Annotated in this window: 21 protein-coding genes; 11 read left to right on the forward strand and 10 right to left on the reverse strand. The window is 60.7% G+C overall.

Annotation, left to right across the window (positions count from 1 at the left end; all coding sequences use genetic code 11):
• Positions 1-6 precede the first annotated feature (6 nt).
• From PSH97_RS12345 to PSH97_RS12385, 9 genes are all read left to right on the forward strand, one after another.
• Entirely contained in the window at positions 7-945 is a 939-nt protein-coding gene (locus PSH97_RS12345; RefSeq protein WP_305449412.1) for a quinoprotein relay system zinc metallohydrolase 1, read from the forward strand.
• A gap of 261 nt (positions 946-1,206) precedes the next feature.
• Complete coding sequence (locus tag PSH97_RS12350; RefSeq protein ID WP_305449413.1) at positions 1,207-2,982, forward strand: PQQ-dependent methanol/ethanol family dehydrogenase; 1,776 nt, start codon at positions 1,207-1,209, stop codon at positions 2,980-2,982.
• 170 nt (positions 2,983-3,152) lie between these two features.
• The gene (exaC, locus tag PSH97_RS12355) at positions 3,153-4,673 is read left to right on the forward strand and encodes an acetaldehyde dehydrogenase ExaC (protein WP_305449414.1); all 1,521 of its coding nucleotides are present in this window, start codon (positions 3,153-3,155) and stop codon (positions 4,671-4,673) included.
• A gap of 256 nt (positions 4,674-4,929) precedes the next feature.
• Complete coding sequence (pqqA, locus tag PSH97_RS12360; protein ID WP_010455123.1) at positions 4,930-5,001, forward strand: pyrroloquinoline quinone precursor peptide PqqA; 72 nt, start codon at positions 4,930-4,932, stop codon at positions 4,999-5,001.
• Between the two features lie 54 nt (positions 5,002-5,055).
• Complete coding sequence (gene pqqB, locus PSH97_RS12365; RefSeq protein ID WP_305449415.1) at positions 5,056-5,970, forward strand: pyrroloquinoline quinone biosynthesis protein PqqB; 915 nt, start codon at positions 5,056-5,058, stop codon at positions 5,968-5,970.
• 127 nt (positions 5,971-6,097) lie between these two features.
• Positions 6,098-6,850: a pyrroloquinoline-quinone synthase PqqC gene (gene pqqC / locus PSH97_RS12370; protein WP_305449416.1), complete on the forward strand. Its 753-nt coding sequence runs from the start codon at positions 6,098-6,100 to the stop codon at positions 6,848-6,850.
• Positions 6,847-7,980: a pyrroloquinoline quinone biosynthesis protein PqqE gene (gene pqqE, locus PSH97_RS12375; RefSeq protein WP_305449417.1), complete on the forward strand. Its 1,134-nt coding sequence runs from the start codon at positions 6,847-6,849 to the stop codon at positions 7,978-7,980. Before pqqC ends, pqqE begins: the two co-directional genes overlap by 4 nt.
• Before the next feature lie 238 nt (positions 7,981-8,218).
• A complete protein-coding gene (gene ercA / locus PSH97_RS12380) occupies positions 8,219-9,382 on the forward strand; it encodes an alcohol dehydrogenase-like regulatory protein ErcA (protein WP_305449418.1) in 1,164 nt (387 codons plus the stop codon).
• Positions 9,366-11,093: a hybrid sensor histidine kinase/response regulator gene (locus tag PSH97_RS12385; RefSeq protein ID WP_305449419.1), complete on the forward strand. Its 1,728-nt coding sequence runs from the start codon at positions 9,366-9,368 to the stop codon at positions 11,091-11,093. Before ercA ends, PSH97_RS12385 begins: the two co-directional genes overlap by 17 nt.
• On the opposite strand, the gene PSH97_RS12390 is transcribed toward PSH97_RS12385, so the two are convergent.
• The 7 genes from PSH97_RS12390 to PSH97_RS12420 all read right to left on the reverse strand — a co-directional run bounded on the left by PSH97_RS12390 (position 11,078) and on the right by PSH97_RS12420 (position 18,423).
• Entirely contained in the window at positions 11,078-11,953 is an 876-nt protein-coding gene (locus PSH97_RS12390; RefSeq protein ID WP_305449420.1) for an aldose 1-epimerase, read from the reverse strand. The two genes, PSH97_RS12385 and PSH97_RS12390, sit on opposite strands and share 16 nt — an antisense overlap.
• A gap of 120 nt (positions 11,954-12,073) precedes the next feature.
• Complete coding sequence (locus PSH97_RS12395; protein WP_305449421.1) at positions 12,074-13,354, reverse strand: TRAP transporter large permease; 1,281 nt, start codon at positions 13,352-13,354, stop codon at positions 12,074-12,076.
• A complete protein-coding gene (locus PSH97_RS12400) occupies positions 13,355-13,882 on the reverse strand; it encodes a TRAP transporter small permease (RefSeq protein WP_305449422.1) in 528 nt (175 codons plus the stop codon). It abuts the gene before it with no gap.
• A gap of 76 nt (positions 13,883-13,958) precedes the next feature.
• Positions 13,959-14,942 (reverse strand): TRAP transporter substrate-binding protein, encoded by a 984-nt coding sequence (locus PSH97_RS12405; RefSeq protein WP_305449423.1) that lies wholly within the window; start codon positions 14,940-14,942, stop codon positions 13,959-13,961.
• Between the two features lie 59 nt (positions 14,943-15,001).
• Positions 15,002-15,895: an SMP-30/gluconolactonase/LRE family protein gene (locus tag PSH97_RS12410; protein WP_305449424.1), complete on the reverse strand. Its 894-nt coding sequence runs from the start codon at positions 15,893-15,895 to the stop codon at positions 15,002-15,004.
• Between the two features lie 46 nt (positions 15,896-15,941).
• Positions 15,942-16,754 carry an NAD-dependent epimerase/dehydratase family protein gene (locus PSH97_RS12415; RefSeq protein ID WP_305449425.1) on the reverse strand — a complete coding sequence of 271 codons (813 nt, stop codon included), beginning with the start codon at positions 16,752-16,754 and terminating at the stop codon, positions 15,942-15,944.
• Positions 16,755-17,127: 373 nt separating this feature from the next.
• Entirely contained in the window at positions 17,128-18,423 is a 1,296-nt protein-coding gene (locus PSH97_RS12420) for an OprD family porin (RefSeq protein ID WP_305449426.1), read from the reverse strand.
• Positions 18,424-18,662: 239 nt separating this feature from the next.
• Here PSH97_RS12420 and PSH97_RS12425 point away from each other — a divergent pair, with 239 nt between their 5' ends.
• A complete protein-coding gene (locus PSH97_RS12425; protein WP_007899508.1) occupies positions 18,663-19,283 on the forward strand; it encodes a TetR/AcrR family transcriptional regulator in 621 nt (206 codons plus the stop codon).
• Positions 19,284-19,394: 111 nt separating this feature from the next.
• On the opposite strand, the gene preA is transcribed toward PSH97_RS12425, so the two are convergent.
• The 3 genes from preA to hydA all read right to left on the reverse strand — a co-directional run bounded on the left by preA (position 19,395) and on the right by hydA (position 23,634).
• On the reverse strand, positions 19,395-20,669 hold the full coding sequence (preA, locus tag PSH97_RS12430; RefSeq protein WP_305449427.1) for an NAD-dependent dihydropyrimidine dehydrogenase subunit PreA: 1,275 nt from the start codon (positions 20,667-20,669) through the stop codon (positions 19,395-19,397).
• On the reverse strand, positions 20,670-22,037 hold the full coding sequence (locus PSH97_RS12435; RefSeq protein WP_305449428.1) for an NAD(P)-dependent oxidoreductase: 1,368 nt from the start codon (positions 22,035-22,037) through the stop codon (positions 20,670-20,672).
• 157 nt (positions 22,038-22,194) lie between these two features.
• Positions 22,195-23,634 (reverse strand): dihydropyrimidinase, encoded by a 1,440-nt coding sequence (gene hydA, locus PSH97_RS12440; RefSeq protein WP_305449429.1) that lies wholly within the window; start codon positions 23,632-23,634, stop codon positions 22,195-22,197.
• 620 nt (positions 23,635-24,254) lie between these two features.
• Here hydA and PSH97_RS12445 point away from each other — a divergent pair.
• The gene (locus PSH97_RS12445; protein ID WP_123719213.1) at positions 24,255-25,739 is read left to right on the forward strand and encodes an NCS1 family nucleobase:cation symporter-1; all 1,485 of its coding nucleotides are present in this window, start codon (positions 24,255-24,257) and stop codon (positions 25,737-25,739) included.
• Positions 25,740-25,803 lie beyond the last annotated feature (64 nt).

The following is a 25,803-nucleotide window of genomic DNA, read 5'->3' on the forward strand; positions in this document are numbered from 1 at the left end:
CGTGTGATGCGCTGGATGCTGCTGTTGTTCATCTGTGTGAGTCTGCCGTCCCAGGCCGATCCCGGTTACGCCCTCAAGCCCCGGCAGATTGCCGAAGACACCTGGCTGCTGGAGGGCAGCACCGATAATTTCGCCAAGAGCAACGGCGGCAACATCGTCAACACCGCGTTCATCGTCACCGAACAGGGCGTGGTGGTCATCGACACCGGGCCGTCGAAACGTTATGGCGAAGCTCTGCGCAAAGCGATTGCGGCGACTACCGATAAACCGGTGATCCAGGTGCTGCTGACCCATCACCATCCCGATCATGTGCTGGGTAATCAGGCTTTCACCGATGTGCCGATCGGCGCCTTGGCCGGTACCACCGAGCTGTTGCGTCAACAGGGTGATGCCATGGCCGAGAACATGTATCGGCTGGTGGGCGACTGGATGCGCGGCACCGAAGTGGTGTTGCCGACGCAGACGCTGATGCCAGGTGTGCAAAGTTTTGGGAATCACGATTTGCGCCTACTGAGTCTGGGTGGGCACACCGGCGCGGATCTGGCTATTCTCGACCAGAAAACCGGCGTGCTGTTTGCCGGGGACCTGGTGTTTTATCAACGCGCCCTGACCACGCCTAACAGTCCAGGGCTGTCGGTGTGGCTGGCGGACATCGCGACCCTGCAAGATTTGCCGTGGACGCTGATTGTCCCCGGCCATGGCCCCGTGGCCACGGATACAAAACCGTTCGAACAGATGCGCGATTACCTGACCTGGCTGGACCAGCTGATGCGCGACGGCGCCGCCCATGGCAGCGACATGGCCGAGATGATCCGCAGCCCCATCCCCGAGCGTTTCGCCGGGATCAGCCTGAGCCGCTATGAGCTGATTCGCAGCGTCAGCCATTTGTACCCGCGTTACGAACGGGGGCAGATGAGGCGGGTGGATTCCGCCGCGGGCAAGTGATGATCGTTCCCACGCTCCCGCGTGGGAATGCAGCCCGGGACGCTCCGCGTCCCTTCCGGAGCCGAACGCGGAGCGTCCGTTGAGGCATTCCCACGCAGAGCATGGGAACGATCAATCCTGTGTTCATCTCCTCCGACCCGGTACTAAGGAACTAGCAATCTCCGCACTGCGGGTAATTGTTGCAAGGGCGGCGGCGCCCAAGAATCTGCACCAGACCGGGAAAATTTCCCGGGTATAACAAAAACCGCAGAGGCAGCCGTCATGACCCAACCCGCACGTCGCCAACCCTTCGTTTTGAGCATGCTGCTCAGTGCCATGCTGTTGTCCGGCCAGGCATTGGCCGCAGTCTCCGATCAAGACATTCTCCAGGACCCGAAGAACCCGGAGCAGGTCGTCACCAATGGTTTGGGCGTCCAGGGTCAGCGCTACAGCCCGCTGGACACCCTCAATGTCGACAACGTGAAGGACCTGCGCCCGGTCTGGGCCTTTTCATTCGGTGGGGAAAAGCAGCGCGGTCAGCAAGCGCAGCCGATGATCAAGGACGGCGTGATGTACATGACCGGCTCCTACTCACGCGTATTCGCGGTGGATGCGCGCACCGGTCGCAAGCTCTGGCAATACGACGCACGCCTGCCCGATGACATCCGTCCGTGCTGCGACGTGATCAACCGTGGCGTGGCGCTGTATGGCGACCTGGTGATCTTCGGCACCCTCGACGCCAAGCTTGTGGCCCTGAACAAGGACACCGGCAAAGTCGTCTGGAGCAAGAAAGTCGCCGACCACAAGGAAGGCTATTCCATCAGCGCCGCGCCGTTGGTCATCAACGGCAAATTGATCACCGGCGTGGCCGGTGGCGAGTTTGGGGTGGTGGGCAAGATCGAAGCCTACGACCCGAAAAACGGCAGCCTGCTGTGGAGCCGACCAACCGTTGAAGGCCACATGGGTTATGTCTACAAAGACGGCAAAGCGGTAGAAAACGGCATCTCCGGCGGCGAAGCGGGCAAGACCTGGCCGGGGGACCTGTGGAAAACCGGCGGCGCGGCTCCTTGGCTGGGCGGCTACTACGACCCGGAAACCAATCTGCTGCTGTTCGGCACCGGCAACCCGGCACCGTGGAATTCGCACCTGCGCCCTGGCGACAACCTTTACTCGTCCTCGCGCCTGGCGCTGAACCCGGATGATGGCACCATCAAATGGCACTTCCAGAGCACGCCCCACGACGGATGGGACTATGACGGCGTGAACGAACTGGTGTCGTTCAACTACAACGAAGGCGGTAAGGAAATCAAAGCCGCGGCCACCGCGGACCGTAACGGTTTCTTCTACGTGCTGGATCGCACCAACGGCAAATTCATCCGCGGCTTCCCGTTCGTGGACAAGATCACCTGGGCCAGCGGCCTGGATAAAAACGGTCGGCCGATCTACAACGAAGCCAGCCGTCCGGGTGCGCCGGGCTCCGAAGCCAAAGGCAGTTCGGTGTTCGTCGCGCCAGCGTTCCTGGGGGCGAAAAACTGGATGCCGATGGCTTATAACCGCGACACCGGCCTGTTCTATGTGCCGTCCAACGAGTGGGGCATGGACATCTGGAACGAAGGCATCGCCTACAAGAAAGGCGCGGCGTTCCTCGGCGCCGGTTTCACCATCAAGCCGCTGAATGAAGACTACATCGGCGTGCTGCGCGCCATCGACCCGAAAACCGGCAAGGAAGTCTGGCGCCACAAGAACTTCGCGCCGCTGTGGGGCGGGGTGCTGACCACCAAGGGCAACCTGGTGTTCACCGGTACGCCGGAAGGTTTCCTGCAGGCGTTCAATGCCAAGACCGGCGAGAAAGTCTGGGAGTTCCAGACCGGTTCCGGCGTGCTCGGCTCGCCCATCACTTGGGAAATGGACGGCGAACAATACGTCTCGGTGCTCTCCGGCTGGGGCGGCGCGGTACCGCTGTGGGGCGGCGAAGTGGCCAAGCGCGTCAAGGACTTCAACCAGGGCGGCATGCTCTGGACCTTTAAACTGCCCAAAGACCTGGTTGCCAAGCATTAACCCAGGCAACCACAAACCTGATCGTTCCCACGCTCTGCGTGGGAATGCAGCCCGGTACGCTCTGCGTCCCCGCCAGAGCCGAACGCGGAGCGTCCGTTGAGGCATTCCCACGCAGAGCGTGGGAACGATCACCTACTACCCAATAGCATCGACCCAGACAGAGGCCCACCATGATCTACGCACAACCCGGAACACCCGGCGCCATCGTTTCCTTCAAACCGCGCTACGGCAATTTCATCGGCGGCGAATTCGTTGCCCCAATCAACGGCGAGTACTTCACCAACACCTCACCAGTCACCGGTGAAGTGATCGCCGAGTTCCCGCGCTCCAGCGCCGCCGACATCGAAAAAGCCCTCGACGCCGCCCATGCCGCCGCCGATGCCTGGGGCAAAACCTCGGCGCAGGATCGCTCGCTGGTGCTGCTGAAAATCGCCGACCGCATCGAGCAGAACCTGGAAATCCTCGCCGTTACCGAAACCTGGGACAACGGCAAGGCCGTGCGCGAAACCCTCAACGCCGACGTGCCGCTGGCCGCCGACCACTTCCGTTATTTCGCCGGTTGCATCCGCGCTCAGGAAGGCGGCGCCGCCGAGATCAACGAACTGACCACCGCCTATCATTTCCACGAACCATTGGGCGTAGTCGGGCAGATCATCCCGTGGAACTTCCCGCTGCTGATGGCCGCCTGGAAACTCGCCCCGGCCCTGGCCGCCGGCAACTGCATCGTGCTCAAACCCGCCGAACAAACGCCGCTGTCGATCATGGTGTTCGCCGAGCTGATCGCCGACTTGCTGCCGGCCGGCGTGCTGAACATCGTCCAGGGTTTCGGTCGCGAAGCCGGTGAGGCGCTGGCCACCAGCAAGCGCATCGCCAAGATCGCCTTTACCGGTTCCACCCCGGTGGGCGCGCACATCATGCATTGCGCCGCCGAGAACATCATTCCAAGCACCGTGGAGCTGGGCGGCAAATCGCCGAACATTTTCTTCGAAGACATCATGAACGCCGAGCCGCAGTTCATCGAGAAAGCCGCTGAAGGCCTGGTGCTGGCGTTCTTCAACCAGGGCGAAGTCTGCACCTGTCCGTCCCGGGCGCTGGTGCAGGAGTCGATCTATGACGACTTCATGAAAGTGGTGATGCAGAAGATCGTCAAGATCAAGCGCGGCAATCCGCTGGACACTGAAACCATGGTCGGCGCCCAGGCGTCCGAGCAGCAGTACGACAAGATTCTCTCGTACCTGAAAATCGCTCAGGAGGAGGGCGCCGAACTGCTCACCGGCGGCGCGGCCGAGCGCCTTGAAGGCGATTTGTCGACTGGCTATTACATCCAGCCGACCCTGCTCAAGGGTCACAACAAAATGCGTGTGTTCCAGGAAGAAATCTTCGGCCCGGTGGTGGGGATCACCACCTTCAAGGACGAAGCCGAAGCCCTGGCGATTGCCAACGACAGCGAGTTCGGCCTGGGTGCCGGTCTGTGGACCCGCGACATCAACCGCGCCTACCGCATGGGCCGGGCGATCAAGGCCGGGCGCGTCTGGACCAACTGCTACCACCTGTATCCGGCCCACGCCGCGTTTGGTGGCTACAAGAAGTCCGGTGTCGGCCGTGAGAACCACAAGATGATGCTCGACCATTACCAACAGACCAAAAACCTGTTGGTGAGCTACGACATCAATCCGCTGGGGTTCTTCTAGCCCGCCAGAACACCATTGAAACCTGTGGGAGCGGGCTTGCCCGCGATAGCGAACTGTCATTCAACGCATGTGTTGAATGTGACACCGCCATCGCGGGCAAGCCCGCTCCCACAGGGTTATGGGTGTACTTGAAGACCGCGCGACACCCCCTACCAACGCACCCCACAACCTCCTTCGAAAGTAGCATTCGGTCATCTCTTCCCCCGTGCATTAATGGCTTTACCGGAATCATCCGGCACAAGAAGAGGATTGACCCATGTGGAATAAACCCGCGTTTACCGATCTGCGCATTGGCTTCGAAGTGACGATGTACTTCGCCAACCGTTGATTGATCGCCCGGTCAGCCGTCGCGTTGGCCGGGCCTGCCTTCTGGAGGCATACCATGCACATCCGCGTTCTCGGTTCCGCCGCTGGCGGCGGTTTTCCGCAATGGAACTGCAACTGCCGTCAATGCGCCGCTGTGCGCAACGGCAACCTGCGCGCACAACGCCGCACGCAGTCGTCCATTGCCCTGAGCGATGACGGTGTGGAGTGGGTGCTCTGCAATGCTTCACCGGATATTCGCGCGCAACTCGAAAGCTTCCCGGCCATGCAACCGGCCCGACGCTTGCGTGACACGGCGATTGCTGGTGTCGTCCTGCTGGACAGTCAGATCGACCATTGCACCGGGCTGTTGAGCTTGCGCGAAGGCTGCCCGCATTCGGTCTGGTGCACCGAGCGGGTTCATGAAGACCTGAGCAGCGGCTTTCCCCTGTTCACCATGCTCCAGCACTGGAACGGTGGCTTGCAGTGGCAATCCATCGAACTGGATCGCGAGCCGTTTAGTATCGCGGCCTGCCCACACCTGCAATTTCGCGCGATTCCGTTGGTCAGCAATGCACCGCCGTATTCGCCCAACCGTGGCAACCCGCAACCGGGGGACACCATTGGCCTGTTCATCGAAGACCTGCGCAGCGGTGCATCGGTGTTCTATGCGCCGGGGCTGGGGCAAGTCGACGCCGAGGTATTGAACTGGATGCAGCGCGCCGACTGCCTGCTGCTGGACGGCACGCTGTGGCGCGACGATGAAATGCGTGTGTGCGAAGTCGGCCAGAGCCTGGGCAGCGAAATGGGTCACCTGCCGCAAAGCGGCCCCGGCGGCATGCTCGACGTGCTGGAGGGCTTCAATCGCCAGCGCAAGGTGCTGATCCACATTAACAACACCAACCCGATCCTCGATGAAGACTCGGCCGAGCGCGCCTTGCTGGAGCGGCGCGGGATTGAAGTGGCTTATGACGGCATGGACATTGTGTTGTAGCTGAAGGCCCTATCGCGGGCAAGCCCGCTCCCACAGAGATCACCTAAATCCTGTGGGAGCGGGCTTGCCCGCGATGAGGCCCGACCAGACACCGCAGAACCCAACGGTTATTCCCCGGAGAACCGCAATGACTGACTCCCCCATGACTCCCGCCGAATTCGAAGCAGCCCTGCGCGCCAAAGGCGCCTATTACCACATCCACCACCCATTCCACCAAGCCATGTACGCCGGGCGCGCCACCCGTGAGCAGATTCAGGGCTGGGTCGCCAATCGCTTCTATTACCAGGTGAACATCCCGCTCAAGGATGCCGCCATCCTCGCCAACTGCCCGGATCGCGACGTGCGCCGGGAATGGCTGCAACGGATTCTCGACCATGACGGCGTCCCCGGCAGCGAAGGCGGCATCGAAGCGTGGCTGCGATTGGGTGAAGCAGTGGGGCTGGATCGCGAACAAATCCTCTCGCAAGAGTTGGTGCTGCCGGGCGTACGTTTTGCCGTGGATGCCTACGTCAATTTCGCCCGTCGCGCTTGCTGGCAAGAAGCGGCCAGCAGCTCGCTGACCGAACTGTTCGCACCGCAGATCCATCAGTCCCGGCTCGACGCCTGGCCCACCCATTACCCGTGGATCGACCCGGCCGGTTACGACTATTTCCGTACGCGTCTGAGCCAGGCCCGGCGTGATGTCGAGCACGGTTTGCGCATTACCCTGGCGTATTACGTCACGGTCGAAGGCCAGCAACGCATGCTGGAAATTCTGCAATTCAAACTCGATGTGCTGTGGAGCATGCTCGATGCGATGAGCATGGCCTATGAGCTGGACCGCCCGCCGTATCATACCGTCACCACCGAGCGGGTCTGGCACCGGGGGATCGCCTTGTGAACCGGATCGAACAGCAACCCGGCCCACCGTTATGGTTGCTGGCAGAGCTGACCTATCGCTGCCCGCTGCAATGCCCCTATTGCTCCAACCCGCTGGGCTTCGCCCAACAGGGTGAGGAGTTGAGCACAGAAGAATGGATTCGGGTGTTCCGCGAGGCCCGGGAAATGGGCGCCGCGCAACTGGGTTTCTCCGGTGGCGAACCGTTGGTGCGGCAAGACCTGGCCGAGCTGATCAAGGCCGCGCGGGACATGGGTTACTACACCAACCTGATCACCTCGGGTATCGGCCTGACCGAACAGAAGGTCCGCGATTTCAAGGTTGCCGGGCTGGACCACATCCAGATCAGCTTTCAGGCTGCCGACGAACAGGTGAACAACCTGCTCGCCGGCTCGCGCAAGGCCTTTGCCCAGAAGCTCGCCATGGCCCGGGCGGTGAAGGCCCAGGGCTACCCGATGGTGCTGAACTTCGTCACCCATCGGCACAACATCGACCAGATCGCGCAGATCATCGAACTGTGCCTGGAGCTGGAGGCGGATTTCGTCGAGTTGGCGACGTGCCAGTTCTACGGTTGGGCGGAACTCAACCGCGTCGGCCTGTTGCCGACCCGCGAACAATTGCAGCGCGCCGAGCGGATCACCAACGAGTATCGCCAGCGGCTTGAAGCCGAGGGCCACCCGTGCAAGCTGATTTTCGTCACCCCTGATTACTACGAAGAGCGCCCCAAGACCTGCATGAATGGCTGGGCCAACCTGTTTCTCGACATCACCCCGGACGGCACGGCGTTGCCTTGTCATAGCGCCCGCCAGTTGCCGGTGCAGTTTCCCAACGTGCGCGAGCACAGCATCGCGCACATCTGGAACGACTCCTTCGGTTTCAACCGTTTTCGCGGCGATGACTGGATGAAAGAACCGTGCCGTTCCTGCGATGAAAAGCACAAGGACCTCGGCGGCTGCCGCTGCCAGGCGTTCATGCTCACCGGTGATGCCGCCAACGCCGACCCGGTGTGCAGCAAGTCGCCGCACCACGACGTTATTCTCAAGGCCCGGGACGAAGCCGACGCGCCGGGGCAGGGCATGGAGCACCTGACCTTGCGCAATGAAAAGGCTTCGCGGCTGATTTATCGTGGATGAGTTGTGAACACAGAACCCTGTGGGAGCGGGCTTGCCCGCGATGAGGCCAGCACATTCAACATTGATGTTGACTGTAAAACAGCTATCGCGGGCAAGCCCGCTCCCACAGGGATTTTCAGTGAATCTGAAATCGGAGTGCGCCCCCGGGCTGGCTCGCTATCCATTGGTCTGATTGCATTCGCAGCCGGATGCGTTAGTGTGGACTTTACCTTTCAAAACAATAAAAACAGGCTTTCCAATGAGCCAGAATCTCAGCCAGCTGCGTAAATTCGTTTCGCCTGAAATCATCTTCGGTGCCGGCTGTCGGCACAATGTCGGCAACTACGCCAAGACCTTCGGCGCCCGCAAGGTGCTGGTGGTCAGCGACCCAGGGGTGATTGCCGCCGGTTGGGTTGCCGATGTCGAGGCCAGTCTGCAAGCCCAGGGCATTGATTTCTTTTTGTATAGTGACGTTTCGCCCAACCCGCGGATCGAAGAGGTCATGCTCGGCGCCGAGCTGTACCGGGAGAATCACTGCGATGTGATCGTGGCGATCGGCGGCGGCAGCCCGATGGACTGCGGAAAAGGCATCGGCATCGTCGTCGCCCACGGGCGCAACATCCTCGAATTCGAGGGCGTGGACATGTTGCGCATGCCCAGCCCGCCGCTGATCCTGATCCCGACCACCGCTGGCACGTCGGCCGATGTGTCGCAGTTCGTGATCATCTCCAACCAGCAAGAACGCATGAAATTCTCCATCGTCAGCAAGGCCGCGGTGCCGGATGTGTCGCTGATCGACCCGGAGACCACCCTGAGCATGGACCCGTTCCTGTCGGCCTGTACCGGCATCGACGCGTTGGTCCATGCCATCGAAGCCTTTGTCTCCACCGGTCACGGGCCGCTCACCGATCCCCACGCGCTGGAGGCGATGCGGCTGATCAACGGCAATCTGGTGCAAATGATCGCCAACCCCAGCGACATCGCCCTGCGGGAAAAAATCATGCTCGGCAGCATGCAGGCCGGGCTGGCGTTCTCCAACGCGATCCTTGGCGCGGTGCACGCCATGTCCCATAGCCTCGGCGGGTTCCTCGATCTGCCCCATGGCCTGTGCAACGCGGTGCTGGTGGAACACGTGGTGGCGTTCAACTACAGCTCGGCGCCGGAGCGCTTCAAAATGATCGCCGAGACTTTCGGCATTGATTGCCGTGGGCTGAATCACCGGCAGATCTGCGGGCGTCTGGTCAACCACCTGATCGCCCTCAAGCACGCCATCGGCTTCCACGAAACCCTGGGCCTGCACGGGGTGAGTACGTCGGACATTCCGTTCCTGTCGCAACACGCCATGGATGACCCGTGCATCCTTACCAACCCGCGCGAATCCAGTCAGCGCGACGTCGAGGTCGTCTATGGCGAAGCCCTCTGACGAGCAACAACGGGCGCTGGCTGGATTACTCGGCTTAGGCAACCACTCGGCGCGCAAGAGTCATTACCCGGAACTGGCCGCGCGCCTGGATGAACTGGAAACCGAACGCAACCGCTACAAATGGCTGTTCGAAAACGCGGTGCACGGGATCTTCCAGGCCAGCCTGCTGGAAGGCATGCGCGCCGCCAATCCGGCCCTGGCGCGGATGCTCGGCTATCAAAACCCGCAGGAGGTGCTGTTTTCCCTGACGGACCTGGCGGGCACGTTGTTCGTCGGCGGGGCACAAGAGCTGGAAAGCATCGGCGAAATCCTCCAGCGCGAGCGCAGCCTGCTGGGCTATGAAACTCAGCTGCGGCGCAAGGACGGCAGCGTCCTCGACGTATTGATGAACTTGCTGCTCAAACCGGATCAGGAAGGCTTGGTCGAGGGCTTTGTCGCCGATATCACCGAACGCAAACAGGCCCAGGAGCGCTTGCAACAGCTCAATGATCAACTGGAGCAACGGGTCACCGCGCGCACCAATGAGTTGCTGGACGCCAACCGCAATCTGCACCAACAGATCACCGAGCGTAAACAGATTGCCGAAGCCTTGCGCGACGCCCGTGATGCCGCCGAGGCGGCCAATCGCAGCAAGGACAAATACCTCGCCGCCGCCAGTCATGACCTGCTGCAACCGCTCAACGCCGCGCGTTTGCTGATCTCGACCTTGCGCGAGCGCAAGCTGCCCGACGTCGAGCAGGTGCTGGTGGAGCGCACGCATCAGGCGCTGGAAGGGGCCGAAGACTTGCTCACCGATCTGCTGGATATTTCCCGCCTCGATCAGGCTGCGGTGAAGCCGGACATTGCCCTGTACCGCCTCGACGAATTGTTCGCGCCACTGGTCTCGGAGTTTCAGTCGGTGGCCGCGGCAGCCGGGTTGAACCTGCGGGTGCACATGGGCGATTACGCCATTCATACCGACTTGCGCCTGATGACCCGAATCCTGCGCAACTTCCTCAGCAATGCCTGCCGCTACACCGACGAAGGCTGCATTCTGCTGGGGGCAAGACGCCGGGGCGACGCGCTGCGAATAGAAGTCTGGGACACCGGGCGCGGGATTCCTGCGGATCGTCTTGACTCGATCTTCCTCGAGTTCAACCAACTGGACGTCGGGCGCGCCGCCGATCGCAAGGGTGTGGGCCTGGGGCTGGCGATTGTCGAACGCATCGCCAAGATCCTCGACTACAGGATTCAGGTTCATTCGCTGCCGGGGCGCGGTTCGATGTTCAGCATCGAAGTACCAATTTCCCATGAGATTCCACTGCCGATCAGCCAGGCCGCACCGCAGCCGAGTACCGGTAACCCGTTACCGGGCCGGCGGCTGTTGGTGCTGGACAACGAAGTCAGCATTCTTGAAAGCATGAGCGCGTTGCTCGGGCAGTGGGGCTGCGAGGTGGTTACCGCTACCGACGAGGCCACCGCGTTGGTGGCTTTGCAGGGACAGGCGCCGGAACTGATTCTGGCGGACTATCACCTGGATCACGGGGTGGTGGGCTGTGAAGTGGTCCGGCATTTACGCGAGCATTTCAGCCAGGCGATTCCGGCGGTGATCATCACCGCCGACCGCACCGACCAGTGCCGGCGCTCATTGCAGCGCCTCGACGCGCCGCTGCTGAACAAACCCGTGAAGCCCGGCAAGTTGCGCGCGGTGCTGACTCAGCTATTGGCGTAGCGATAGCGCAGGCTGAAACCGAGCTCGGCGGATTGGCCTTGTTCCAGCAAACGCAACCCAGGCCGGCCCGGCAAGTGATGAGCGTTGACCGGGTGACTCACCGGTTCAATACAGAAAAATTCCAGGCCCACGGGGCAGTAGAGCAGGTAGTAGCCGCTGCCGGTGGCCTGGCATTCCAGTTCATAACCCAGCTCGGGCTGCTGGATCAGGCAGTGGCCGTCCCATTCGCAAAAGCCGTTGTCCACTAGCGTTTCGGGTAATGCCCGGGGCTGGCTGAAGTCCCAATCCTTGGGTATCGAAGTGAGTTGTGTTGGCAGTTTTGCGCTGTCGCACAACCAGACCTGGCGCGCCTGCGCCTGCAACCGAGTGCCTGCAGTGCGCGGGAAGTAGGGGTGCAAACCGAGTCCATGCCAGGCGGCGTGTTCGGCCAGATGGGTGACCTGCAAATCAATGCTCAACTTGCCCTCACTCAGATGGAAACGTTGTCTTGCGCGATAAGCGAAGGGCGTGGTGCTGTCGAGTTGCAGGACGATTTCATCGCGGGTGTGCGAGACGATCTGCCACGGCTGTTGCCAGGCACTGCCGTGAATCGGCAGGGGATCGGTGAGGCTGTTGGGCGTCAGTGCGAGCCAGCCATCGGGGCAGTCGAAACCACCCTCCGAGATGCGGTTCGACCACGGTGCCAGGGGATAGCAGGCAAGTTTGCCGGGCAGGCCGGTGTTCAAGGCGTGCTGATCGCTGTGGCGCAACAGCGGTTGGCCGGTGCTGCTCACGGTCCAGTTGACGATGCTCGCCCCGAGTTCCGGGGCGAGGGTGAGGCGGGTGAGTTCGTCTTCGAGTTCCAGGAGTGTTGGCGACATGTTGACCAGCGATATGAATGTTTGTGGGACATGAATGAATGAGGCTTTTGTAGGAGCCAGGCTTGCCGGCGAAGGCGTTCTTGAGTACGCCTGCGCCGGCAAGCCTGGCTCCTGCAGGGGTCACAACACCAAATGCGGCAACCACAGCGAAATGGCAGGAATGTAGGTCACGGCCAGCAGTACCAGAAACAGCACGCCGTAGAACGGCAGCAGTGCTTTCACGGTGCTTTCGATACTGACCTTGCCCACCGCCGAGCCGACAAACAGCACCGCGCCCACCGGCGGTGTGATCAAGCCGATCCCCAGGTTCACCAGCATGATCATGCCGAACTGCACCGGGTCCACGCCAATGCCCAGAATCACTGGCATCAGAATCGGCGTGAGGATCAGGATCAGCGGCGCCATGTCCATCACCGTGCCGAGCAACAACAGCATCACGTTGATGCACATCAGGATCACGTAACGGTTGTCCGACAGGGTCAGGAACATCGTGGTGATCTTCGCCGGGATCTGCATCAGCGTCATGATGTAGCCGAAGCTGGCGGCGAAGCCGATCAGGATCATCACGATCGAGATGGTGCGCACCGTGCGGTGCATCAACTTGGGCAGCTCGCTCCATTTGTAGTCGCGGTAGATGAACATGGTGACGAAGAACGACCACAGCACCGCGATTGCCGCCGATTCCGTGGCGGTGAAGATGCCCGAGAGAATGCCGCCGAGAATGATGACCATCGCCATCAACCCCCACATCGCTTCACCGCAGATTTTCAGCGCTTGCCGCAGGGGAATGACTTCGCCCTTGGGGTAGTTGCGCTTTCTGGCAAAGATCAGGCACAGCACCATCAGGCACGCGCTCATCATCAGGCCCGGTACCACGCCGGCCATGAACAGCGAAGCGATCGAAACGGTCCCGCCGGCGGCCAGCGAGTAGAGCACCGAGTTATGGCTGGGTGGCGTCAGCAGGGCTTGTACCGAGCCGCTGACCGTCACGGCGGTGGAGAAATCCCGCGGGTAGCCGCGACGTTCCATTTCCGGAATCAGCACCGAACCGACCGACGCCGTGTCCGCCACCGAAGAGCCGGAAATCGCGCCGAAGAAGGTCGAGGCCATGATGTTCACCAGCGACAACCCGCCGCGCACGAACCCCACCAACACTCCGGCGAACGCCACCAGTCTGCGCGACATGCCGCCTTCGGCCATGATCGCGCCAGCGAGCACGAAGAACGGAATCGCCAGCAACGAGAATTTGTTAACGCCGCCCGCGACCTGAATCATCAGCGCCTGGAACGGGATGTCGATCCACCACGCCCCGATCAGGGCAGAAAGCCCCAGGGCGTAGGCGACCGGCATGCCGATCAGGATCAAAGCGATAAAACTGCCGAGCAGAATCAGAGCGTCCATTTATGCGGCACCTTCGCTTTCTTCAACCAGGTCGAAACGCACGACCCGACGGTTGCTCTGGTCACCGAGCAAGAGTTTTTCCAGCACGAAAATCAGCGTCAGCACACCGCCCACGGGGATCGGCATGTAGGTGATGCCCACGCGCAGAGTGGGCAGAGAACTCATGAACTGGTTCCAGGTGGACAGGCAGAGCTTGGTGCCCCAGATGGCCATGAACAGGCAAATGGTCGCCATCAGCAGTTGCGAAACGATGCTCATGGTCTTGCGCAGTTCGGGGGGCATGCGGTCGGTGAGCATGGCCACGGCCATGTGCGCTCCGGCGCGATAACTGGCGGCGGCGCCGATGAAGGTGAAGACCATCATCAGCAAAATCGCGGTGGGCTCCGGCCAGCTAGAGCCGGTGCCGAGGACGTAACGGGCGAAGACGCCCCAAGGAATGATCAAGGCGATGGCCAGGACCGACAAGCCCGCGACCCAGATGCAGGTCATGTAAATCCTGTCGTTGATGCGCAGCAGCAGATTCTTCATCGGGTTTCACCGTAACCGGGCGCCGCTGACGATTCACTCGTCAACGGTGCCGGGCCTTTCATGAATGCAGGGAGGGTTACTGAACGGCTTCGATGCGCTTGATCAGGTCGGCGTAAGGCGCGCCGTATTTTTCCCGGACCGAAGCCGTGGCTTCATAGAAAGGTTTTTTGTCGACGGTGATGAACTCGACGCCGGCAGCCTTGAGTTTTTCTTCGCTGCTGGCCGACTTCGCATCCCACAGCGTGCGCTCCTGGGCCTGTGCGGCTTTGGCGGCTTTTTTCACCAGCACTTGCTGGTCGGGGCTGAGTTTTTCCCAAGTGATTTTCGACATCACGATCGGCTCGGGCAGGATCAGGTGCCCGGTCAGGCTGTAGAACTTGGCGTTCTGGTAGTGGTTGTGTTCGAGCAGGGTCGGCGGGTTGTTTTCCGCGCCGTCGATCACCCCGGTCTGCAATGCACTGAAGATCTCGCCGGTATCCATCGCGATGCCATTGCCGCCCATGGCGTTGATGGTGTCGATGAACATCGGGTTGCCTTGCACGCGAATCTTCATGCCTTTGAGGTCGGCGAGGCTGCGTACCGGTTTTTTGGTGTAGATATTGCGCGTGCCGCCATCCATCCAGGCCAGGGCGACCAGGTTGAATTCGGAGTGGGTGATCTTGTCGAGGATCTCGTCGCCGACCTCACCGTCGATGACTTTGCGCATGTGCGCCTGGTCGCGGAACACGAACGGCATGTTGAACACGTTCACGTCCGGCACCACCGGCCCGACGATGCCGAGGCTGACCCGGGCCATCTGAATGGCGCCGACCTGGGCCTGTTCGATGACCTCTTTTTCTGAACCGAGCACACCGCCGGCGAACATCTTGAAAGTCAGCTTGCCGTTGCTCTCGGCCACCAGGGTTTTACCCAGCTGTTCTTCGGCGACCACGGTCGGGTAACCGGCGGGATGGATGTCGGCGAATTTGATTTCCAGCGCCTGGGCGGCGCTGCTGAGGGTGAAGGTGAGTGCTGCAGTGATGGGAAGTGCAGCGGCGAGCAAGGTGCGTTTGAAATCCATGGGTGTGTCTCCAGTCTTGTTGTTTTTTTTATACAAGGCACAGCGATGCAGCAGAGGGGTTAAAACAATTCGTTGAACACCGGTTCCGGCAAGCCTTTGACGCCGGGGTTGAGGGCGAACACGCCGCCGGCCAGCGACTGTTCGTCATGGTCGTCAGCGGGGCGTATCGAGGTCACAAACAGGGTGTCGAGCTGGCTGCCACCGAAGGCGCACATGGTCGGTTTCTTCACCGGCACGGGGAGCGAACGATCCAGTCGGCCATCGGGGGTGAAACGGTGAATCAGCCCGGCGTCATTGGCGCAGATCCAGTAGCAACCTTCGGCATCCACCGCCGCGCCATCGGGGCGGCCAAGGAAGTGATGCATGTCGACGAACAGTCGACGATTGGACGGCGTGCCGCTGTCGATGTCGTAATCGAAGGCCCAGATCTGCTGCACATTCGGGTGCGAATCCGAGAGGTACAGGGTCTTGCCGTCCGGGCTGAAGCCCAGGCCATTGGGCACGATGAAACCGCTGAGCCGGGCGTCGAGCGGCCCGCGTTGCCCGGCACTGTAGCGATAGAGCGTGCCGTCGGCGGCGTTGGCGCCCATGTTCAGCACCATGCTGCCGGCCCAGAAACGGCCCTGACGATCACAGCGGCCATCGTTCAGGCGCATGTCCGGGCGGGCGTGGTCGACGTGGGCCAGCAGTTCGCTGTCGAGGCTGCCATCGTTGTGCGGGTGCAGGTGAAAGAACCCGCTTTCCATGCCGGCGACCCAGCCACCCGCGCTGTGACGAGCGATGCAGGCGAGCATTTGCGGGGCTTTCCAGGCGTAAACGTGCCCGCTGTCGGCATTCCAGCGCTGTAAGCCACCGGCCGGAATATCGACCCAGTACAGGGCGTTTTCCTCGGGGACCCACACCGGGCTTTCACCGACCGCATTGCGGGCATCGACAATCAATTCGGCTTGCATGGCAACGCATTCCCTTGGGTTGTTTATGGAGGGGGTTGGCGAGGGTTCAGTCGCCGAACGGCCCGGCCGCGACAAAGGCGCCGCCCTGATAAACCCGGGCCGGATCATCCTCGGCGGGCATGGGTTGGGCTTCGACTTTTTCGCGGAAGACTTCGGACGTGTCCTGGGGTGCATAACCCAGATGTGCGGCAAACCGGTTGTCCCACCAGACGCTCTTGTTGTCGGACATGCCGTACACCACGGTGTGGCCGACCTCCGGGGTGTACAGCGCGCGCTCGAGCAGTCGAGTCATGTCGTCGAAGCTCAGCCAGGTGCTCATCATTCGGCGGTTCTGTGGTTCCGGGAACGATGAGCCGATGCGGATGCTGACGGTCTCAATGCCATAGCGATCGAAGTAGAAACTGGCCATGTCTTCGCCGTAGGACTTGGACAAACCGTAGTAGCCGTCCGGTCGGCGAGGAGAGTGGGCGTCGAGGGTTTCGTCCTGCTTGTAAAAGCCGATGACGTGGTTGGAACTGGCGAAAATCACCCGCTTCACGCCATGGCGACGGGCCGCTTCGTAGATATGGAACACGCCGCAGATGTTGGCGCCGAGGATCTCTTCGAACGGACGCTCTACCGACACGCCGCCGAAGTGCAGGATTGCATCCACGCCTTCAACCAGTTGATGTACCGCTTGCTTGTCGGCGAGGTCGCACGGCACGACTTCTTCGCGATCATCAATGGCTGGCGCCATGTCGGCGATGTCCGACAGGCGGAGTACGTTGGCGTAAAGTCGCAGGCGTTCGCGCAGGACTTTACCGAGGCCACCGGCGGCGCCGGTCAGGAGCAGGCGATTGAATGGGGGTGTGGTCGTCATGTGAATCCCTGCACAGAAAATTGTTGTTATTGGGCTTGTTGTAGGTTGTCGTATGACTTGCTGGAGTATTGTTGGGCTTTCCGATGCTTGTCAACGCGACTTTGGTTGAAATTGACGGAGGGTCATGTTCATCCACCACGAGTGCATTGAACCTGTGGCCAGAGAGCAAGCCCCAATGCCAGTCAGTTCAGTAATTTCAACGCGACACTCTTTTGTAGCAGCTGGCGAAGCCTGCGTTCGGCTGCGAAGCAGTCGTAAATCAGGCGTTGCGGTCTGTCAGACACACTGTGGATTGAGGGTTTACGACTGCTTCGCAGCCGAACGCAGCCTCGCGAGCTCGACAGCTGCTACAGCCGAACGCAGGCTTCGCGCCTTACAACAACGAAATCGGGTAGCTGATAAAAATGCGGTTTTCATCGAATTCGTTGGTGCTGAAATCGCGGCGGATGGTTGCATTGCGCCATTTGACGTTGAGGCTCTTCAGTGCGCCGCTTTGCACGGTGTAAGCCAGTTCCGATTCGCGACCCCATTCCTTACCATCGGTGATCGCCCCGGTGTGCACGTTATCGCCGCTGATGTAGCGGTTCATCAGCGTCAGGCCGGGGATGCCGAGGGCGACGAAGTTGTAGTCGTGGCGCACCTGCCAGGAGCGTTCCTTGGCGTTGTCATAGCTGGCGTTGTAGCTGTCGTTGGCCAGCGTGCCGCCGCTGGTACCGTTGACGCGCATCCAGGCGCTGTCGCCGCTGAGTTTTTGCAGGCCGACATAGAAGGTGTTGCCACCGTATTTGGCCGAGAGCAGGGCGAACGCGGTTTTGTTGTCGAGGTCGCCGGCCAGCGCGCTGCCGTCTTCCTTGCCGATGAAGTAACCGAGGCTGGCACCGAGCGTCCAGTCGCCGATTGGCTGGCTATGGCTCAGGTTGAAATACTGCTGCTGATAAATGTCGCTGAGTTCCGCGTACCAGACGCCGACCTGAGTGCGCTTTTCATTGAACGCATACTCGCCGCCGCCGAAGTTGAAACGGTCGGAGGTGAACGCGCCTCTGCCATTCATCGACATGTCTTCCATGCTCGCGTCATTGCGCGGGCTGTTGCCGCGGAACTGGCCGCCGTAGAGCGTCATGCCGCTGATTTCAGTAGAGGTGACCTGGCCGCCGCGAAAGGTTTGCGGCAGCGAGCGACCATCGTCAGAGCGCAGGATCGGCAACACCGGCATCCACTCCCCGACCTTCAATTCGGTTTTCGACACCTTGGCTTTCAGCGCCACACCCAGACGACCGAAATTGTCGGCGGGGCGGCCGTCATCATGGATCGGCAGCAATTGCGTGCCGCCCGTGCCCTTACCGCCGTCGAGTTTCTGCGAGTACATACCGAGCACATCCACGCCGAAACCGACGGGGCCCTGAGTGAACCCGGATTTGGCGTCAAGGATGAAGTTTTGCGTCCACTCTTCAGCCTTGCCCTGGGCATTGTTCGGGTTGGTGAAGTTGCGATTGATGTAGGCGTTGCGCAGGTTCAGCGTGACCTTGGCGTCATCGACGAAACCTTCGGCCTGGCCGGTCATGGGCAGGGCGAAGGCCAGACTGCTGCAACCGATCAGGCTGAGGGTATGGCGACGGGCGAAGGTAGGGCGAGGGGTGCTGGCGAAGGAATTGCGGGCGAGTCTGCTCACAGTAACGCTCCCTGGTTTTTGTTATTTTTGTTTTTGTTATACGTCGTCGTACAACATTGGCGGCGATTATTTGCAAGGCTTTGAGGGAATGTCAATCACAAGTTATACGATGACTTGTTGAAGGCCATCAACACCGACCCACCGAGCCGCAAGACCGCTGCACGAAGTTTCGTTTTCCCCTGTCGCCCCGATCCAGAGCGGATGCTAGTCTTGACCAACGCTGTTGTCAGGGAGCCCTCATGGGCAATCACAAGATCGAGATTCGTCGCAGTAACGTCGAAAAGATTCTGTTGGGGGCTGAAAAAGTCTTCGCCGAAAAAGGTTTCGGCAGCACCGCCATGGCCGACATCGCCGCCGAAGTGCAACTGCCGCGTTCCAACCTGCATTACTACTTCAGCACCAAGAGCGAGCTGTACAGCGCGGTGCTGCTGGGTTTGCTGGAAGTCTGGAAGCAGGACGCCTTGTGCTTCGAGATGTTCGACGACCCGCGCGTGGTGCTCAGCAGTTACATCCGCGCCAAGATGAACCATTCCCGCAGCCGACCGTACGGTTCGAAAGTCTGGGCCAACGAAATCATCCACGGTGCGCCGACACTGGGTGAGAAACTGGACGCCAGCCTGTACGACTGGGCCAAGATGAAAGAAGCGAAAATTCGCCAGTGGGTGGAGGACAAACGCATCCTGCCGGTGGAGCCTTCCAGCCTGCTGTACATGATCTGGGCCTCGACCCAGCACTACGCCGACTTCGACCATCAGGTGAATATTCTTAACGATCACCAGCCGCTGTCGGACATGCAGTTCGAGCGGGCGGTGCAGACGGTGACCAGTGTGATCTTGCGGGGGATCGGGTTGGAGCCGTAACCAGATCGTTCCCACGCTCTGCGTGGGGATGCAGCCCGGGACGCTCCGCGTCCCAAGAGCGGATGCAGAGCGTCCATTGAGGCATTCCCACGCAGAGCGTGGGAACGATCATCAAACGGAAACGTGATACGGATTGCGCGGATCATGGTTCCAATCCAGAAACGGCTTGCCCGTATCCATCGGCACCATCTCAATACAATCCTGCACCGGACACGTGATCTGACACAGATTGCACCCCACACACTCATCATCAATCACTTCATACTTATGCGTACCGTCTGCCTGTTTGAAGCTGGCAATCGCCTGGTGCGAGGTGTCTTCGCAAGCGATGTGGCAGCGACCGCAACCGATACACGCCTCCTGATCAATCTTCGCAATCACCTGATAGTTGATGTCCAGGTACTTCCAGTCCGTGGTGTTGCCCACCGCACGCCCGGAAAACTCCGACACGCTGGCGTAGCCCTGACTGTCCATCCAGCGTGACAAACCATCCTTCATCTCCTCGACAATCCGGAAACCATGCAGCATCGCCGCCGTGCACACCTGCACCGCGCCGCTGCCCAAGGCAATGAACTCCGCCGCATCGCGCCAACTGCCAATGCCGCCAATGCCGCAGATCGGCAAGCCCTGGGTCTGCGGATCGCGGGCGATTTCGGCGACCATGTTCAGCGCAATCGGCTTCACCGCCGAGCCGCAATAACCACCATGGGTGCTTTGGCTGCCGACGGCGGGATTGGCGACCATGCGTTCCAGGTTGACGCTGGTGATCGAGTTGATGGTGTTGATCAGCGACACCGCATCGGCCCCACCCCGGTATGCGGCACGGGCGGCGACGCGGATGTCGGTGATGTTCGGCGTGAGCTTGACGATCACCGGTAGCGAGCAATAAGTCTTGCACCAGCGGGTGACCTGCTCGACGTATTCCGGCACCTGGCCGACCGCCGCGCCCATGCCCCGTTCCGGCATGCCATGGGGGCAGCCGAAATTCAGTTCGATGCCATCGGCCCCGGTGGCCTCGACCAGCGGCAGGATGTTTTTCCACGACTCTTCGACGCAGGGCACCATCAGCGACACGATCAGCGCGCGGTCCGGCCAGTCCTTTTTGACCTGAGTGATTTCCCGCAGGTTGATGTCCAGCGAGCGATCGGTGATCAGCTCGATGTTGTTAAAGCCCATCACTTCACGGTTAGCGCCGAAATGCGCCGAGTAACGCGACGATACGTTGACCGCCGCCGGGTCTTCACCCAGAGTTTTCCAGACCACGCCACCCCAGCCAGCCTCGAACGCGCGGACCACGTTGTAGGCTTTGTCGGTCGGCGGCGCGGAGGCCAGCCAGAACGGATTGGGGGCTTTGATACCGGCGAAGACAATCGAGAGATCGGCCATTTACGCTGCCTCCACGTTGAGCATGAGTTGAGCATTGATGGCCTCGGCGGCCAGCTTGCCGTGCTGCACGGCCTGCACGGTGAGGTCCTGATCGAGGCTGGTGCAGTCGCCGCCGGCATACACACCGGGAATGCTGGTACGCAGCTGTTCGTCCACGAGGATGCGGTCGCCCTGACGCTTGAGCTCACGGGCCAGCGGGTCGGCGAGGGCGGCGGTATCGAAGGTCTGGCCGATGGCTTTGAAGATCGCATCGGCGGCCAGTTCAAAGGTTTCGCCGGTGGTTTGCAGGCGACCTTCCACCAACCGGGTGCGGGCGAAGCGCATGCCGCGCACTTGGCCCTGATCGTTGAGCAACACTTCTTCGGGTTGCGCCCAGGTCAGCAGCCGCACCTGATTGGCCTTGGCGATGTCCTGTTCGTGAGCGGTGGCGCCCATGTCCTCGACGCTGCGGCGGTACACCAGATTCACATCGCGAGCGCCGAGGCGAGCCATTTGCACGGCCATGTCGATGGCGGTGTTACCGGCACCGAGGACGATGCAGCGCTCGGCCAGTGGCAGTTGCGTCAGGTCATCGGCCTGGCGCAGTTCGCGGATGTAGTCGGTGGCGGCGAGCAGGCCGGGGGCATCCTCATGGGCCAGTCCCAACTGTTTGCTGGCGGCCAGACCGAGGCCGAGGAACACCGCGTCGAATTGCTGATGCAGTTCGCTGAGGGTCAGGTTGTCGCCGAGTTTCTGCCCGTGGCGAATCTCGATGCCGCCAATCCCCATCAGGAATTCCAGCTCCTTCTGCGCGTAATCGTCCACCAGTTTGTACTTGGCGATCCCGTATTCGTTGAGGCCACCAGCCTTTTCCCGCGCCTCGAAAATCACCACGTCATGGCCGTGCATGGCGCTGCGGTGCGCGCAGGACAATCCGGCCGGGCCGGCACCCACCACGGCGATACGTTTGCCGGTTGAGGCGGCGCGCTGGAACGGGTGTTCGCTGAAGTGCGCGTTGTCCACGGCATAGCGTTGCAACAGGCCGATCAACACCGGCGCGCATTCCTGGGCGTTGTTGCGCACGCAGGCTTGTTCGCAGAGGATTTCCGTCGGACAGACCCGGGCACAACTGCCGCCAAGGATGTTGGCCGAGAGGATTTTCTGCGCGGCGCCCTGAACGTTTTCCTGATGGATATTGCGGATGAACGACGGAATATCAATGTCGCTCGGACAGGCATTCACGCACGGTGCGTCGTAGCAATACAGGCAGCGCGAAGCTTCCAGATGCGCCTGACGGTCGTTGAGTGGTGGCGCCAGATCGGTGAAATGGCCGGCGAGGGCGGCCGCGTCCTCATGGGGATGCGGGAGGTGGTTCAGGGTCTTGATCACGGTGTTGGCCTCACGGTTATTTGAGGTACTGCCTCTGGTGGGCTGATCGTTCCCACGCTCTGCGTGGGAATGCCTCAAGGGACGCTCCGCGTTCCCCTCTGGGACGCAGAGCGTCCCGGGCTGCATTCCCACGCGGAGCGTGGGAACGATCGGGGGGTCAGCGTTTCACAGCAACCGGCCTGCACAACTCAGCCCGCTTGCTCAGCAAATCAAACACCGCCGGATATGCCGGCCGTTCGACATACCGACCGGCACCACGCTCGGCCCGCAAATCACCGTCGGCCCACACCACTCGGCCCTGGCTGACGGTGTGGCTCGGCACGCCGCGTACGGTCTTGCCTTCGAAGATGTTGAAGTCGACTTGCTGGTGATGGGTCTTGGCTGAAATCGTCCGCGTACCTTCCGGGTCCCACAGCACCAGATCCGCATCGGCGCCCACGCGGATCGCCCCTTTGCGCGGATAGAGGTTGAAGATCTTCGCGGTGTTGGTGGAGGTGAGGGCAACGAAGTGCTGCATCGACAAGCGCCCGGTATTCACCCCTTCATCCCAGAGCACCGCCATGCGGTCTTCGATCCCGGCGGTGCCGTTGGGGATCTTGCTGAAGTCGTCACGACCGGCGGCTTTTTGCTCGGCGCAGAAGCAGCAGTGGTCGGTGGCGGTGGTGTGCAGGTTGCCCGATTGCAGGCCATGCCAAAGGGCTTGCTGATGGCCGCGAGGACGGAAGGGCGGGCTCATCACGTAACCGGCGGCGGTTTGCCAGTCCGGGTGTTGGTAAACGCTGTCGTCCAGCAGCAGATGCCCGGCCAGCACTTCGCCGTAGACCTGTTGGCCTTTGCTGCGGGCGTAGGTGATTTCGTCGAGGGCCTCCTTGGTCGAAACGTGGACCAGGTACAGCGGCGTGCCGAGGGTTTCGGCGATGCGGATCGCCCGGCTCGCGGCTTCACCTTCCACCTGCGAAGGCCGCGACAGTGGGTGCGCTTCCGGCCCGGTCATGCCCTGGGCCATCAACTTGCGTTGCAGGTGATAGACCAGCTCGCCGTTTTCCGCATGCACGGTTGGCACCGCGCCCAATTCCAGGCAACGCTCGAAACTCGCCACCAGCGTATCGTCCGCCGCCATGATCGCGTTCTTGTAGGCCATGAAATGCTTGAAGCTGTTGACCCCGTGATGGCTGACCAACTCGGCCATTTCTTCTCGGACCTGCTCGCTCCACCAGGTAATGGCGACGTGGAAACCGTAGTCCGACGCCGACTTCTCCGCCCAGCCGCGCCATTGATGAAATGCCTCCATCAACGATTGCTGCGGGTTGGGAATCACGAAGTCGATGATCGAGGTGGTGCCGCCGGCAAGCCCCGCCGCGGTGCCGCTGAAGAAGTCTTCGCTGGCGACCGTACCCATGAAGGGCAACTGCATATGCGTGTGCGGGTCGATGCCGCCGGGCATCAGGTATTGGCCGCTGCCGTCGAGCACTTCGGCATCGGCGGGAACATCGAGGTTTTCACCGATGGCTTTGATCACGCCCTCGGCGCAATAGACGTCGGCGCGATAACTTTCATCATGGGTAATAACGGTGGCGCCACGGATCAACAGAGACATTCCGAGTTCCTCGCAGGCATGACCGACTGATGCCGGTTCTAGATGTTTTTATATGAAGCAGACGCCAATCGGTGTATTCCTGTCAGCGCTGTCAAGAATAGACGCTAGCTGCAGTTTGTCGATTGAGCAAGAATATTTTTTATAAGCTTATGTCTGTTTTAACTGATTGAAAAATAAAGATAAAAAATGAAAATCACCAAAATGGTGAGGCCTCTCACCATTTTGACGCACTTGACAGGTTCGAAATATGGTCAAGATTTTCTATGTGAAATCAGCCGCTTGAGGATGGTCTATGGTTGAGGCGCAGTATTGAAAAAAATTCGACGCACCAGATTGAGTCCTGACTGTTCGGACAACTTGCCTGACATTCGGCCTGAGTGGCATGGCAACTCACCGCGGATTCAATGGTTAGATAAATAAAGCTGATTAACATCAGTTGGTTAGCGAGATTTTATGGCACTGCCCGATGCGTAAGCGGGGCACCCGGCACGTTTATTGATGCCGCCGCTGACACCTTGGCCGGGCCATAAAAGTTGTCAGTTTCTCCGGCCATCGTCCGGCTCGCGCGCGTTGCGCCAGCCCTGATGAGCAAAAATAATCAAAAGAACAGTGGAGCGGCCATGCAACAGATCAGATCGCAAGTGACCGAGCGCGACGGCTTGTTTGAGCTCGAAGCCGGCAGCGACGTCCTCGACAGTCCCCGTTACAACCACGACATGGCACCGACCAAGGTGCACGAACGAACCTGGAACAAATGGCACATCACCGCGTTATGGGTCGGCATGGCGATCTGCGTGCCGACTTACACACTCGGCGGCGTGCTCACCGCCTATTTCGGCCTGACCGTCGGCGAAGCGCTGCTGGCAATTCTGTTTGCCAACATCATCGTGCTAATCCCGCTGACCCTTAACGCCTTTCCCGGCACCAAGTACGGCATTCCGTTTCCGGTGCTGCTGCGCTCATCCTTCGGCATTCTCGGTTCCAACATTCCGTGCCTGATCCGCGCCTTGGTGGCGTGTGGCTGGTTTGGCATCCAGACGATGTTCGGCGGGCTGGCGATTCACCTGTTTCTTGGCTCGGTGTTCGATGGCTGGAAAGCCCTTGGCGGCACCGGTGAAGTGATCGGTTTCATGGTGTTCTGGGCCTTGAACCTGTGGGTGGTGATTCGCGGCGCGGACTCGATCAAATGGCTGGAAACACTGTCCGCTCCGTTACTGGTTCTAGTCGGTGTGGGGCTGCTGGTGTGGGCGATGCCGAACGTATCAATGAGCGAATTGATGGCGATCCCGGCCAAGCGTCCGGAAGGGGCCAGCGTGGTCAGTTACTTTGCCGCCGGGCTGACCGCCATGGTCGGGTTCTGGGCGACCTTGTCCCTGAACATTCCGGACTTTAGCCGCTACGCAAAAAGCCAGAAGGATCAGATCATCGGGCAGATTATCGGCTTGCCCCTGACCATGTTCCTGTTCGCTTCCCTCGGCGTGGTGATGACGGCCGCTTCGGTAAAACTGGTGGGCGTCACTGTCTCCGATCCGGTCACCCTGATCGGCCATATCCAGAGCCCGGTCTGGGTCGCCCTGGCCATGGCGTTGATTATCATCGCCACGTTGTCCACCAACACCGCGGCCAACATCGTGTCGCCGACCAACGACTTCCAGAACGTTGCGCCCAAGATCATCAACCGCACCAAAGCGGTGATCCTCACGGGGTTGGTCGGCTTGGCGCTGATGGCCCATGAACTGTTGAAGAAACTGGGGCTGATCGTCTCGGATTTGAGCCTGGAGACGGTGTATTCCAACTGGTTGCTCGGCTATTCGAGCCTGCTGGGCCCTATCGCCGGGATCATGGTGGTGGACTATTTCCTGATCAAGAAACAGCAGCTGGACCTGGCCGGCCTCTACCGTGACGACGTTTACCCGGCGTGGAACTGGTTCGGTTTTATCGCGTTCGGCGTGCCGGTGGCGTTGACGCTGCTGTCGCTGGGCAGCGATGCATTCAGCTGGTTTTACAGCTACGGCTGGTTCACCGGCTCGGCCCTTGGTGGGCTGATTTATTACGGGTTGAGCGTGATGCGGCCGAGTCCTACTGCCGTGAAATCGGCGGTGTGACGGGTGGCCTGCGCGCGATTGATCGTTTCCACGCTCTGCGTGGGAATGCAGCCCGGGACGCTCC

Origin of the sequence: Pseudomonas cucumis (assembly GCF_030687935.1) — a bacterium.
GTDB lineage: Bacteria > Pseudomonadota > Gammaproteobacteria > Pseudomonadales > Pseudomonadaceae > Aquipseudomonas > Aquipseudomonas cucumis.